Source organism: Streptomyces sp. NPDC007095 (assembly GCF_040634475.1).
In the GTDB taxonomy this organism is placed as follows: Bacteria; Actinomycetota; Actinomycetes; order Streptomycetales; family Streptomycetaceae; genus Streptomyces.
In genome coordinates this window covers 1572-14984 of the sequence record NZ_JBEYFS010000095.1, presented here as the reverse complement: position 1 = coordinate 14984, position 13413 = coordinate 1572, and the positions used below count along the sequence as shown (strand labels likewise).

Genomic DNA, 13413 nt, shown 5'->3' with positions numbered 1-13413 from the left:
CACCTGCGTCGGTGAAGGGGCGGGCGTCCGGGAACGGGCGCCCGCCCTTTTTTCACGGGCACGTGAGAGTGCGGGACTCGGGCAGCGCCTTCACGATCCACGCGCGTTCGTCGGCGATGGCCTTCGCCCCCGTGGTCCAGCCGGTCGGTGTCGCCGGCTCGTCGTGGAGGGCGACGAGCACGTGCTCGCCCTCGCGCGGCCGGGGAGCCACCTCCTCGTCCAGTACGAGGACGACCTCGGTCTTCCCCTTCTCCGGCTTGTAGTAGCGGTCCACGTGGAGGGTGATCCGGTTCTCCGTGGTGCCGGGGAGCGGCTCGACGTCGGCGACCGTGCCCTCCGCGACGAGCCGGGCGCACGCGAGGTAGCCCGGGCCGCTGAGCGAGGCCCCCTCGCCCGCGCTCCCGCTGTCGGCCGCCTTGGCCCCGCTGGTCTCCGACGCGCCTCCCCCGTTGTGCGCGAGGAGCCAGCCCATGCCGACGACCATCGCGGCCACGGTGGCCGCTACGAGGGTGCCCAGGACCAGGGCTAGGGGACGGCGGCCGCGGTTCCTCGGGGCGCCTTCGGGGCGGCGGGTGCGCTTTCTGGGGGCCCGTACCGGGACCGGCTTCGCTTCCTCCGCACGGTCCGCCAGCGCATCCCCGATGACCGCCAACTGCTCCCGCAGCAGTGCCACATCGGCCACCGCCGACCGGTGCTCGGCCATGAACTCCGGGTCGTCGCCGGCTCCTTCGGGCGGAGCCTCGTCAGTGATCGCGGCCAACAGCGCGTCCACTCCCTCATACTCGGCCACGTCACACCACCTCGTCCTCGTGCAGGCGGGCGCGCAGGGCGCGGACCGCCGAGTGCAGCCTGCTCTTGACCGTGCCCTCCGGGATGCCGAGCTCCTCGGCGATCCCGCGCACGGACAGATCGGCGTAGAAACGCAGGACGAGGACCTGCCGCTGGGCGTCGGGCAGCTCGTCCAGACCCTGCGCCACGGCGAGCGAGAGCACGCTGGATTCCTCGTCACGGGCGTCCGCGGGCTGCCGCAGCGAGGCCAGCCGCTCGCCGAGCCGCTCCTGGCGCCGCTTGGCCCGGTGCCAGTCCATCGCCAGGTTCGAGGCGACGACCGCCGCCCACGCGGACACGTCACGCGGCGCCTCGTCCCCCTTCGCCGCGCGTTCCAGCAACCGCAGGCGGACCTGCTGCACCCCGTCCGGCAGGTCCGCCTGCGGTACGCCACCGAGCGCGAGCACCGCCCGCACCCGGCGTTCCTGGGCCGCGTCCAGGGGATCGTCCGCCCCCTGGGCACGGCGTGCCTTTCTGCGCAGCACTCCGCCCCTCCCCTCCCGCGTTTCCTCTACGACGCCGGTGCGGGCGGAAACGTTCGGCCGAACGCGAAGGAGTCGTACGTCACACCGGGCCGGGGCCCGCGGGGACGCCCACGCCGTACGGCTTGCGGTCCCCGGCGGCCGACGGAAGGGTTTCTTTCGGATGCCGAACGGACACCGGCCGGCGGACGCGTCCCATTCCTCGGGCGGCACGGGCAAAGGATTGGACACGCGGGCACGGGTCAGACGCATGATGGAAGAGCTGGACCACGTAAAACGCACGCTAAGGGAGTCGCCGTGAGGGTCGGAATCGTCGGAGCCACCGGTCAGGTCGGCACGGTCATGCGCAGGATCCTCGTCGAGCGGAAGTTCCCGGTCGAGGAGCTGCGGCTGTTCGCCTCGGCGCGTTCGGCCGGGACGGTGCTCGACGGTGTGACGGTGGAGGACGCGGCGACGGCGGACTACTCCGGCCTGGACATCGTGCTGTTCTCCGCGGGCGGCGCGACCTCCAAGGCGCTGGCCGAGAAGGTCGCCTCGCAGGGCGCGGTCGTGATCGACAACTCCTCCGCGTGGCGCAAGGACCCGCAGGTGCCCCTGGTGGTCTCCGAGGTGAACCCGCACGCGATCGCGGCGCGCCCCAAGGGCATCATCGCCAACCCGAACTGCACGACGATGGCCGCGATGCCGGTCCTGAAGCCGCTGCACGAGGAGGCGGGGCTCGAGGCGCTGGTCGTCGCGACGTACCAGGCGGTCTCCGGTTCCGGCCTCGCGGGCGTGGCCGAGCTGCAGGGACAGGTACTGAAGGTCGCCGCGGACGCCGACAAGCTGACCCATGACGGCGGCGCGGTCGACTTCCCCGAGCCGGGGGTCTACAAGCGCCCCATCGCCTTCAACGTGCTCCCGCTCGCGGGGTCGATCGTCGACGACGGTCTGCACGAGACGGACGAGGAGCAGAAGCTCCGCACCGAGTCCCGCAAGATCCTGGAGATCCCCGCCCTCAAGGTCTCCGGCACCTGTGTCCGCGTCCCGGTGTTCACCGGCCACTCCCTCCAGGTGAACGCCCGCTTCGCGCGTCCGCTGAGTGTGGAGCGCGCGACCGAGCTGCTGGCCGGCGCCCCGGGCGTCACCCTCTCCGAGATCCCGAACCCGCTCGAGGCCGCCGGCAAGGACGCGTCCTACGTGGGCCGCATCCGCGCCGACGAGACGGCCGAGCACGGTCTCGCCCTGTTCGTCTCCAACGACAACCTCCGCAAGGGCGCCGCACTGAACGCGGTCCAGATCGCGGAGCTGGTGGCGGCGGAGCTCAAGGGCTGACAGCCGTACCACGTACCCCGGGGGCGGTCACCGCACGGTGACCGCCCCTCCTCACGCCCGCCGCACCTCGTAGAGGAAGCACCCGTACTCCACGGCCCGTACGTGGACGAGCGCCACCTCCGGGTCGGCGAAGGCCTCCGCGAAGGCCTCGTCGATGGCGTCGGGGTTCTCGACCAGACGGCCGCCCAGGATGCGGCCCTCGGCGGAGTAGCGGCGGACCGTGCGGTGAGCGCCCGGGAAGGGGTAGCCGCGCAGGTCGGGGCCGGGGCAGTCGTCGGCGTGGACGAAGACCGGACCCTGTTCGTCGTACGCGCCCGGGTCGACGCCTGTCCCGGCGGCCCAGCGGCGCAGCGGCGCGTAGGAGACGAGGGCGATCCGCTCGCCGGGTTCGCTGCGCCGCAGACAGCAGCGCAGCGGCGCACCGCCCTCCTCGTCCGCGAAGGGAACCATCGGGCGGTCCGCATCGTCAGCTGTGCGGAGATCCTTCAGGACCACCGGGGCGATGGGACGGGCCGTGTACGTCGTCGCGTATGTCGTCATGTCCGTCGTCGCGTCCGTCGTGTGCGTCGTCGTGTGCGTCGTCATGTCTCCAGGCTCGCGCTCGCGTGTGCCTGGCACCGGCGGGAAACGGACATCGCATCCGTGCAGGTCCCATGGAAGGATGGCGCAACCGTCACATAACGAGGAGATGACCGCGTGCCTGGCACAAACCTGACCCGCGAAGAGGCGCAGCAGCGGGCGAAGCTGCTCACCGTTGACTCGTACGAGATCGATCTCGACCTCTCGGGCGCGCAGGAGGGCGGTACCTACCGGTCCGTTACCACGGTGCGCTTCGACGTCGAGGAGAGCGGCTCGGAGACCTTCATCGACCTGGTGGCTTCCGCCGTTCACGAGGTGACCCTGAACGGGGACCCTCTCGAGCCCGCCGAGGTCTTCAAGGACTCGCGGATCGCGCTTCCGGGGCTCCTGGAGGGCCGCAACGTCCTGCGTGTCGTGGCCGACTGCGCGTACACCAACACCGGTGAGGGCCTGCACCGCTTCGTCGACCCCGTCGACCAGCAGGCCTACCTCTACACCCAGTTCGAGGTCCCGGACGCGCGCCGGGTGTTCGCGAGCTTCGAGCAGCCCGACCTGAAGGCCACCTTCCAGTTCACCGTGAAGGCGCCCTCCGGCTGGACCGTGATCTCCAACTCCCCGACGCCCGAGCCCAAGGACGACACCTGGGTCTTCGAGCCGACGCCGCGGATCTCCACGTACATCACCGCGCTGATCGTCGGGCCGTACCACTCCGTGCACAGCGTGTACGAGAAGGACGGACAGAGCGTGCCGCTCGGCATCTACTGTCGGCCCTCGCTCGCCGAGTTCCTCGACTCGGACGCGATCTTCGAGGTCACCCGGCAGGGCTTCGAGTGGTTCCAGGAGAAGTTCGACTACGCGTACCCGTTCAAGAAGTACGACCAGCTCTTCGTGCCGGAGTTCAACGCCGGTGCGATGGAGAACGCGGGCGCGGTGACGATCCGCGACCAGTACGTGTTCCGGTCCAAGGTGACCGACGCCGCGTACGAGGTGCGGGCCGCCACGATCCTGCACGAGCTGGCCCACATGTGGTTCGGCGACCTGGTCACCATGGAGTGGTGGAACGACCTGTGGCTGAACGAGTCGTTCGCCACCTACGCCGAGGCGGCCTGCCAGGCCTACGCCCCCCAGTCGCGCTGGCCGCACTCCTGGACGACCTTCGCCAACTCCATGAAGACGTGGGCGTACCGGCAGGACCAGCTGCCCTCCACCCACCCGATCATGGCCGAGATCAACGACCTGGACGACGTCCTCGTCAACTTCGACGGCATCACGTACGCGAAGGGGGCGAGCGTCTTGAAGCAGCTCGTCGCGTACGTCGGCATGGACGAGTTCTTCAAGGGCGTGCAGGCGTACTTCAAGCGGCACGCCTACGGCAACACGCGCCTCAGCGATCTGCTGGGCGCCCTGGAGGAGACCTCCGGGCGCGACCTGAAGACCTGGTCGGAGAAGTGGCTCCAGACCGCCGGCATCAACATCCTGCGGCCGGAGGTCGAGACCGACGCGGACGGGGCCATCACCTCCTTCGCGATCCGTCAGGAGGCTCCGGCGCTCCCGGAGGGTGCCAAGGGTGAGCCGACCCTCCGCCCGCACCGCATCGCCATCGGCCTCTACAACCTCGACAGCGGCAGGCTGGTGCGCGACGAGCGCGTCGAGCTGGACGTCGACGGCGAGCTGACGGCCGTACCGGAGCTGGTCGGGAAGCGCCGCCCGGCGGTCTTCCTGCTCAACGACGACGACCTGTCGTACGCCAAGGTCCGCCTCGACGAGGACTCGCTCGCCTTCGTCACCGAGCACCTCGGCGACTTCGAGTCGTCCCTGCCCCGTGCCCTGTGCTGGGCCTCGGCCTGGGACATGACCCGCGACGGTGAGCTCGCCACTCGCGAGTACCTGTCTCTGGTCCTGTCGGGCATCGGCAAGGAGTCCGACATCGGTGTCGTGCAGTCGCTGCAGCGCCAGGTGAAGCTGGCGATCGAGCTGTACGCCGACCCGGCGACCCGCGAGGCGCTGCTGACCCGCTGGACGGACGCGACGCTCGCGCACCTGCGCGCCGCCGAGCCCGGCAGCGACCACCAGCTCGCCTGGGCACGTGCCTTCGCGGCGACCGCCCGTACGCCGGAGCAGCTGGACCTCCTGGAGGGCCTGCTGGAGGACCGGGAGACCATCGAGGGCCTCGCCGTCGACACCGAGCTGCGCTGGGCGTTCGTCCAGCGGCTCGCGGCGGTCGGGCGCTACGACGAGGCGGAGATCGGCGCCGAGGCGGAGCGCGACAAGACGGCGGCCGGTGAGCGGCACGCGGAGACGGCCCGGTCCTCGCGTCCCACCGAGGAGGCGAAGGCGGAGGCCTGGTCTGCGGTCGTCGAGTCCGACAAGCTCCCGAACGCCGTGCAGGAAGCGGTGATCGGCGGCTTCGTGCAGACCGACCAGCGCGAACTGCTCGCCCCGTACACGGACAGGTACTTCTCCGTGGTGAAGGACATCTGGGACGCCCGTTCGCACGAGATCGCCCAGCAGATCGTGGTCGGTCTCTACCCGTCCGTCCAGGTCTCCGAGGAGACCCTCGCCAAGACGGACGCGTGGCTGGCCTCGGCCGAGCCCACCCCGGCCCTGCGGCGCCTGATCTCGGAGTCCCGCTCCGGGGTCGAGCGCGCGTTGAAGGCCCAGGCGGCGGACGCGGCGGCGGCGTCCGCGTAGTCGGTCGTATGTGGGTGGGGGCACGTACGAGAGCAAGGGCGCGTACGTGAGTGGGGGCTTCCGGCGTTGTGCCGGGAGCCCCCTTTCGCATGAGCGCGCGTGTGGGCGCCCGGGGTCACACCAGAGCGCGGGCGAGTGCGAGCATCGTGCGGGTCTGAAGCTCGGTCTGGTCGGCCACGGGGACCCAGCGGGCGTCGAAGGTGCTCGCCAGCTCACGGGCCCAGACCTCCACAAGGGTGTCCAGCGCGGGGGCGCCGCCCAGGGCCTGCCGCATCATGGCCGCCGCGCGCAGCGGGATGCGCCGGGCGGCGACGCCGAGCGAGACGGAGTTGCCCACGGTGGTGGCGAGTTCGGCGGAGTTCCAGGTGTCCACGACTCCGGGGCCGATGTCCATGAGCTCGCGGGCGGCGGTGAAGTGGGCGATCTCTTCGGGGGTCTGCGGTGACCTGGGCCCCAGCTCCCCGACCACCGCCTCCAGTTGTTTGGCCCGGCCGAGCAGGATCTCGCTCGCCTCCGCGACCTCGCGCCGGGGCTCGGCGACGGGCCCTGGATCGCTGACGCCCGCCACGCTCCAGAAGGGCGCCTCGACGACCGCCGACACGGTTCCGTGCCGCATCGCGTACAGCCAGGTCGCCTGTGAGGTGAAGCCGGACGGGTCCCGTTCCTCGGTGGGGCTGCTGTCCGGCAGGACGAGCACGCCCGGGCTCTCGGCCAGCCATCCCATGCCGTCGAACGGCCTGTGTTCCAGGGGAATGCCGAGGTCCGCGGCGATCCGACGGTAGGCGGCCGCCGCCCCCGGCACCGCGCGAGTCAACTGCAGGAAGGATCCGCCCACTTCGACACCGTGAAGGGAGAACTGCACGACCGGGCGCAGTTCGTCGATGAGCCGCACCAGTGCCTCGGACTCCGGCATCGTCGGACGCGGGTCACTCGCGACGGGCGGAAACTCGGGCTGCGCGGCGAAGGCGGGCCGGTAGAAGCGCCGGTAGTAACCCCGGAGGGTCGGCGAGGCCTCGGCCGGCCGTCCCTCGCCGGAGCGCCCCTCGCCGGTCAGCCCCTCACCGGACCGCCCGGTCAGCCAGCGCCCGGCGAGACTCGCGCCGTCGGGGTCGAGGCAGAGCAGGAAGTGCCAGGCGCAGCCGGACTCCTGGAGCAGTGCGGGCTCCCGCGCGAACCTCTCGGCCAGGGCGAGCGAGGTGACCCCGCCCACCGGTTCGTTGGCGTGCGCGCCGGCGACCGTGAGGATGTGCCGGGGGCCGTGTCCGGCCGACAGCAGCCACAGCGGCCGGCCGGCACGCGAGGTCCCGACGGCACGCAACCGCAGTGCACCGGGTCGTGCCGCCACCGTCGCGTGAGCGCGTCGCAGCAGCTCACCGAGGGTGGGATACGGGGTTCCCCGCATGCCGGGCTCCGGTCAGGTGCCGTTCGCGTTGCTGTCCCCGGTGGTCTCCTTCTTGTCCAGCGGACGGATCACGATCTTGGCGGCCATGTGGCCCCCTCTCTGTGTGGGCTCTGCGGTGGCCGAGGGCCTGTCGTTTGGATCAGGTCGTTTCGGGAGACGGCGCTTGATCGGTGCCGGTGAGCGGGGTCTGGTGCGTGCAGCTGCAAGGCGGAGGAGGGAGTCATGGCGGAGCCATGGCGACCGACGACAACGCCGCAGATGTGCGTGCCAGACCCCGCGGCCCCAGGCCTGATCCAGACGACAGGCCCTCTAGGGCCTGTCCGGCGAAACGGATCAGCCGCCGTTGCCTCCGCTGCTGTCGCCCGTGGTCTCCTTCTTGTCCAACGGGCGGATCACAATCTTGGTGGGCACCCCAACTCCTCTCGTCAATACGGACGTTGAGCGTTGCGGGCGCGATCGCCGACCGCGTCTTGTCAAGGCTCGACTCGGGGGACCAGAGTGTCAAGGCATGTACCTGTAACGGGAAGGGGTCCTGGTGACGGTGCCGGTCGACACGCTCCGCAGACCCCGGATCAAGCCCGAGCACCGGCCGTACCGCACGATCGACGGCAACGTCCGCATCGGCAGCGTCATCCACGGCATCGGCGCCGAGATCGAGGACCCGCAGGGCTGGGTCTGGACGCTGGTCGAGACGATGGACGGAACGCGGGAGCCGTCGGCGGTGGTCGGCGAGGTGCTGCGGGCGCATCCCGAACTTCCCGGCCTCACGCGCGAGGACGCCCGGCAGGCGATGGCGGACCTGCTCGACGCCGGGTTCGTGGAGGACGCGGCGGCGCCCGTGCCGGTGTCCGAGCGGGAACGGCTGCGCTACAGCCGGGGGGTGCCGCTGCTGCGCTGGATGGACCTCGGCCCCCGGACGAGCCCCTGGGACGCCCAGCTCCGGCTGCGCCGAGCCCGGGTGCTGCTGGTCGGCGTCGGCGGCACGGGCGGGTACGCCGCGCAGAGCCTGGTCGCCTCCGGGGTCGGTCGTCTGCACTGCGTGGACCCGGACGTGGTGGAGCTGTCCAACCTCAACCGCCAGCCCCTCTTCCGCGAGTCCGACCTCGGCCACCCGAAGGTGACGGCCGCGCTCGCCACCCTGCGGGCGCTGAACTCGGACGTGACGGTGACCGGGGAGCGCCGGGAGATACGACAGCCGGCGGACCTGGCGGAGCTGATCCGGACCGGGGCACCCGAAGCCCCGAGCGAGCCGAAACACGCCGGACCGCCCCAAGCCCCGAGCGAGCCGAAACAGGCCGGGGCACCCGAAGTCCCTTACCCGTCGCGGGACTCGTACGACCTTCTCGTCCTCGCCGCCGACCGTCCCGACGACATCCGCCGCTGGGCGAACCGTGTCTGTCTGGCCGCGAACCTGCCCTGGGTCGACGCCGGCTACCGCGGCCCCCTGGTGACGGCCGGGGTCCACGTACCCGGCCGGGGCGCCTGCTGGGAGTGTCTGCGGGCCGGCGAGGTGGCCCGCCGCGAGCTGCGCCTGGCGCCCGGTCAGGACGACGAGGTCGCCTCCCCGCACCTGCCGTGGAACCCCGCGACCGCGGTCACCGCGGGCCTGTCCGGCGGACTGCTCGCCCACGCGGCCCTGGCCCTGCTGACCGGCGTCCCGGCGCTCGATCCGGGCTTCCGCTTCGGGATGAACCTGATGCTGCCGGGCGACCCGGTGCTGCAGAGATTCCCCCGGCGGCCCGACTGCCCGGCATGCGGCGACAGACCCGCGGGCGGAGCCACCGGCGCGGGCGGAGCCACCGGCGCGGCCGGGGAACGCGCGTGAACCACGTACGCCTGCACACCCTCGACTCCCGCCCCGACGGCGACGAGTGGATCGTCGGCCGGCTGGCGACGGGCCGGTTCGTCGCGCTGCCCGAGGTCGGCAAGCAGGCACTGGACCTGCTCGGGCAGGGGCTGAGCACCGCCGAGGTCGGAAAACGACTGCGGGAGACCACCGGCGACGACATCGACGTGCCCGACTTCGTCGAAGCGCTGGTGGACCTCGGGTTCGTCGCCGAGGTGGACGGACGGGCGGTGGCCTCGCCGCCCCCGCCGAAACCGACGCTCGCCCGGATCAGGCCCCGTCATGTGCGCTGGGTCCTCAGCCCGGCCCTGCCCGTCCTCATCGCCCTGCTGATCACCACCACCCTGCTCACCCGCCCACCCGTTCCCCTCAGCTACCACACCCTCCTCTGGAGCCCGCACGGCAGCGCGGTGATCGCGCTCGGCGCGGGCTTCGGCTGGACGCTCCTGCTGGTCCACGAGTGCGCGCACCTGGTGACCGCCCGGGCGACCGGCGTGCCCGGCCGGATGCGCCTCGGTACGCGCCTGCAGTTCCTGGTCATGCAGACGGACATCAGCGGCATCGAACTCGCCCCGCGCCGCCACCGTTTGACCGCCTACCTCGCCGGGATCGCGACCAACCTCACCGTCGCCTCCCTGACCGCCCTCGCCGCGGGCGCCACGCACGGCACCCCCCGCCGGATCCTGGCCGCCGTCGCCCTGCTCGCCCTGCTCCCCCTTCCCTTCCAGCTCATGGTCTTCATGCGTACGGACCTGTACTTCGTGCTCCAGGACCTGACGCGCTGCCGCGATCTGTACGGGGACGGGGTGGCGTACACGAAGTACGCGGCACGGCGGACGCTGCGCCGTACCACCGCCCCGGATCCCAGCCTCGAACTGCCCGCCCACGAACGGCGGGCGGTGCGCGTGTACAGCGTGGTGCTCGTCGTCGGCACCACGCTGTGTCTCGCGTTCCTCGCGACCGTCACCCTGCCCGCGGACATCACGCTGTTCGCCCGCGCGGTGGCGCACCTGGGCCCCGGCCACTCCCCCGCCGGGCGCCTCGACGCGACGGCCGTCGTGGTCGCGCTCGGCGGGGTGCATGTGCTGTGGGCCCGCACGTGGTGGCGCGACCGCCGCGGCCGTCGGTCGTCCTAGGCGGGCGGCCCAGCCGGTCGTCCCAGCCGGTCGTCCTAACCCGGGAACATCCCGCCGGTGACGTTGACGAAGGTGCCGGTGATGCCGCCCGCGTGGTCGGAGGCGAGGAAGGCGGCGGTCGCGGCGATCTCGGGGAGGGTGGGGTTGCGGCGGGTCATGCGCATTCCGGCCAGGTTGGCGAGCAGGCCCTGGAGGGCGTTCTCGTCGAGGGCCATGGCGCTGTCGACCGCGGCGAGCTTCTCGCGGGTCAGCGTCTCGGGCACACCGGCCGCCCACAGGCCGACGGCCCGCACCCCGCGCGGCCCCAGTTCCATCGCCAGGTTCCGTACCAGCGTGTCGATTGCCGCGTCGGCCGGGCCCGTCCCGCCCATCATCGGACTGCCGTGCGCCGAACCGCTGTTGAGCGTGAGGACCACGCCGGAGCCCCGCTCGGCCATGCGGCGGGCGGCGGCGCGGGCGGTGACGACGTTGGCGCGGATACCGGTGACGACCGGGCGTACGAAGTCGTCGACGGGCATGTCGAGCAGCGAGGCGCCCTGCACATCGCCCCGGGTGACGAGGTTGAAGGAGATGTCGACGGCGTCCAGTGACGCGATGTGCGCCTCGACCGCCGCCTCGTCGAGCGCGTCGACGACCGCCGCCCGGGCGTGGCCGCCCTCCGCCTCGATGTCCTTGGCCACCGCGTCGAGCGTCGCCGCCGTACGCCCCACGAGGTGCACGTGGGCACCCTCGCGGGCGAAGGTACGGGCGACGGCGCCGCCGATGGATCCGCCGGCGCCGTAGATGACCGCGGTCTTGTCGGTGAGCAGCATGGTGAACCTCCGTGAGGTGAGCCGTGAGAGCGGCCCGTACGAGTCGGCCGTACGAGTCGGCTGTACAAGTCGGCCGTACGAGTCGGTCATGCAGACGTACGCGCCGTCTCTCACTCATCGGTCGGCGGGCAGCCTGCACCGGCGGCACGCTTCGTGCAGCGCGCGCGAGACGACGAAGCTGCCGGACCAGACCACGGTGGCGACCCCTGCCAGGACGATCCCGAGTCCCGCGGCGCCGTGCGTGCGTGTGCGCGTGCGTGTCCGGTCCAGGACCGCCACGTATATCCCTTGCCTTTCGGTGGTCGTGGGTCGACCGGGGACCGTCCGTGTCCCAGCGGCCCGACTACCGTCGCAAGGCGGGAACCGTCACGTCCATCGAATCTTTTCGACCATTCCTTTCAGAGAAACTGAACGATCCAGCGGCGGGAGCCGAGGGCCGCCCGCCACGCGGCCCGATCTGACCGAACACCGTCGCCCCGAACGCCAGCACCATCCCCGCCACCTGCACCGGCGTCAGCGCCTGCCCCAGCGCCGCCCAGCCGATGACAGCCGCGGTCAGCGGCGACAGCGGGCCGAGGAAGGTGACCTGGATGGCGCCGAGCCGGCCGATGCCCCGGAACCAGAGCCAGTACGCCACCGCCGTGTTCGCCAGCGCGAGGTAGACGTATCCGCCGACCGCCCGGCCGTCCAGCGCGGGCGGCGCGCCCTCGACGAGGAGGGCGACCGGGACGATCAGCAGCCCGCCCGCCGTCAACTGCCAGGCGGTGAGCGCCAACGGTCCGACCCCGTCCGGCCGGCCCCACCGCTTGGCGAGCACCGTGCCGGTGGACATCGACGCGGTCGCGGCGAGCGCCGCGAGGACCCCCACCGCATCGAGCGCGCCGGCCGCCTTCAGTACGACGAGGCTGACACCGAGGGCCGCGGCGATACCGGTGAGGAGCGTCCGCAGGGTCGGGCGGTCGCCGAGCAGCAGTGCCGCGAGGCCCGCGACGAACAGCGGCCCGACCGAGCCGACGACTGCCGCCATGCCGCCGGGCAGCCGGTACGCGGAGAGGAACAGCAGCGGGAAGAAGGCTCCGATGTTCAGCGCGCCCAGCACCGCCGCCTTCCCCCACCAGGCGCCGCGCGGCAGCACCCGGGCCGGCGCGAGGAGCAGCAGCCCGGCGGGCAGGGCTCGCATCACCCCGGTGAACAGGGGCCGGTCGGCCGGGAGGAACTCCGTGGTGACGGCGTAGGTGCTGCCCCAGGAGATGGGGGCCAGCGCGGTCAGGGCTATGAGGGCGGGACGGTTCGCGTTCGCGGCCATGGAGGCACCCGATTCCAAAGTAGGTCAATGGAAAGTAGCTTAGCTCTAAGCGACTTTCTTGTAATCTACTTTCTCGTCATCTACTTCCTCGTCATCTACTTTCTTGCGGGCAATCGACCCCTCGGCGGATACTCGCCCCCATGAAGACGCCCCAGGACCCTGTCGACGCGATCATCGAGCAGTGGGCCACCGTCCGGCCGGACCTCGACACCGCCGCGATGGAGGTCTTCGGCCGCGTCTTCCGGCTCGCCCGCACGATGGGCGACCGGATGGAGAAGGCGTACACGCCCTTCGGGATCTCGCGCGGGGAGTTCGATGTGCTCGCGACCCTGCGCCGCTCGGACGCCCCGTACACCCTCTCGCCCCGGCAGCTCTCGGCGACGCTCATGCTCACCACCGGAGGAATGACCGGGCGCCTGGACAAGCTGGAACGCGCGGGGCTGCTACGGCGCTCCCCCGACCCGCACGACCGGCGCGGGCTCCAGGTGACGCTCACGGACAAGGGGCTGCGGCTCATCGACGAGGCCGTCGGCGCGGGGCTCGCCGTCCAGACGGAGGCCCTGGCCCACCTCGACGAGGAACGAGCCGGTCAACTGGCCGACCTGTTGCGCGAGCTGCTGACGGGCACCGGCGCCTAGATCCCCAGCCCGGTTCAGATCGGTTCAGATCGGTTCAGATCGGTTCAGATCGCCTCGACTCGACTCGACTCGGTTCAGACCGGCTCGGCTCGACTCGGATCGACTCGACTCGGTTCAGACCGGCTCGGATCAGCTCGGCTCGACTCGACTCGACTCGACTCGACTCGACTCGGTTCAGACCGGCTCGGCTCGACTCGGATCGACTCGGCTCGGTTCAGACCGGCTCGGATCAGCTCGGCTCGACTCGACTCGACTCGGTTCAGACCGGCTCGGATCAGCTCGGCTCGACTCGACTCGACTCGACTCGGTTCAGACCGGCTCGGCTCGACTCGGATCGACTCGGCTCGGTTCAGACCGGCTCGGATCTGCTCGGCTCGAA

General features: G+C 71.6%; 11 protein-coding genes and 1 pseudogene. 5 read left to right on the top strand and 7 right to left on the bottom strand.

Going from position 1 to position 13413, the window contains the following annotated elements; all coding sequences use genetic code 11:
- Positions 1-52 precede the first annotated feature (52 nt).
- The gene (locus ABZ656_RS29110; protein WP_101405144.1) at positions 53-790 is read right to left on the bottom strand and encodes a hypothetical protein; all 738 of its coding nucleotides are present in this window, start codon (positions 788-790) and stop codon (positions 53-55) included.
- Between the two features lies 1 nt (position 791).
- Positions 792-1313 carry a sigma-70 family RNA polymerase sigma factor gene (locus ABZ656_RS29105; RefSeq protein ID WP_101405143.1) on the bottom strand — a complete coding sequence of 174 codons (522 nt, stop codon included), beginning with the start codon at positions 1311-1313 and terminating at the stop codon, positions 792-794.
- Positions 1314-1607: 294 nt separating this feature from the next.
- On the opposite strand from ABZ656_RS29105, the gene ABZ656_RS29100 reads away from it, so the two are divergent.
- Complete coding sequence (locus tag ABZ656_RS29100) at positions 1608-2624, top strand: aspartate-semialdehyde dehydrogenase (RefSeq protein ID WP_360271416.1); 1017 nt, start codon at positions 1608-1610, stop codon at positions 2622-2624.
- Between the two features lie 51 nt (positions 2625-2675).
- Here the strand turns inward: ABZ656_RS29100 and ABZ656_RS29095 are convergent, their stop codons facing one another.
- A complete protein-coding gene (locus ABZ656_RS29095) occupies positions 2676-3164 on the bottom strand; it encodes a DUF1203 domain-containing protein (RefSeq protein ID WP_360271453.1) in 489 nt (162 codons plus the stop codon).
- Between the two features lie 156 nt (positions 3165-3320).
- On the opposite strand from ABZ656_RS29095, the gene pepN reads away from it, so the two are divergent.
- Positions 3321-5894, top strand: coding sequence for an aminopeptidase N (gene pepN, locus ABZ656_RS29090; protein WP_360271414.1), 2574 nt, complete (start codon positions 3321-3323; stop codon positions 5892-5894).
- A gap of 115 nt (positions 5895-6009) precedes the next feature.
- On the opposite strand, the gene ABZ656_RS29085 is transcribed toward pepN, so the two are convergent.
- The gene (locus tag ABZ656_RS29085; protein WP_360271412.1) at positions 6010-7296 is read right to left on the bottom strand and encodes a M14 family zinc carboxypeptidase; all 1287 of its coding nucleotides are present in this window, start codon (positions 7294-7296) and stop codon (positions 6010-6012) included.
- A gap of 541 nt (positions 7297-7837) precedes the next feature.
- Between ABZ656_RS29085 and ABZ656_RS29080 the strand changes: the two genes are divergently transcribed.
- Both ABZ656_RS29080 and ABZ656_RS29075 read left to right on the top strand, forming a co-directional pair.
- Entirely contained in the window at positions 7838-9121 is a 1284-nt protein-coding gene (locus tag ABZ656_RS29080) for a ThiF family adenylyltransferase (protein ID WP_360271451.1), read from the top strand.
- Positions 9118-10278 carry a hypothetical protein gene (locus tag ABZ656_RS29075; protein ID WP_101408126.1) on the top strand — a complete coding sequence of 387 codons (1161 nt, stop codon included), beginning with the start codon at positions 9118-9120 and terminating at the stop codon, positions 10276-10278. The genes ABZ656_RS29080 and ABZ656_RS29075 overlap by 4 nt, the downstream gene beginning before the upstream one ends.
- A 35-nt stretch (positions 10279-10313) precedes the next feature.
- Here ABZ656_RS29075 and ABZ656_RS29070 read toward each other — a convergent pair whose 3' ends face one another.
- From ABZ656_RS29070 to ABZ656_RS29060, 3 genes and pseudogenes are all read right to left on the bottom strand, one after another.
- A complete protein-coding gene (locus ABZ656_RS29070; protein WP_101405139.1) occupies positions 10314-11090 on the bottom strand; it encodes an SDR family oxidoreductase in 777 nt (258 codons plus the stop codon).
- Between the two features lie 133 nt (positions 11091-11223).
- Positions 11224-11375, bottom strand: a pseudogene (locus ABZ656_RS29065) (EamA family transporter); the annotation flags it as partial.
- A gap of 58 nt (positions 11376-11433) precedes the next feature.
- A complete protein-coding gene (locus ABZ656_RS29060; protein WP_101405138.1) occupies positions 11434-12396 on the bottom strand; it encodes an EamA family transporter in 963 nt (320 codons plus the stop codon).
- Between the two features lie 140 nt (positions 12397-12536).
- Between ABZ656_RS29060 and ABZ656_RS29055 the strand changes: the two genes are divergently transcribed.
- A complete protein-coding gene (locus ABZ656_RS29055) occupies positions 12537-13034 on the top strand; it encodes a MarR family transcriptional regulator (RefSeq protein WP_101405137.1) in 498 nt (165 codons plus the stop codon).
- Positions 13035-13413: the final 379 nt, after the last annotated feature.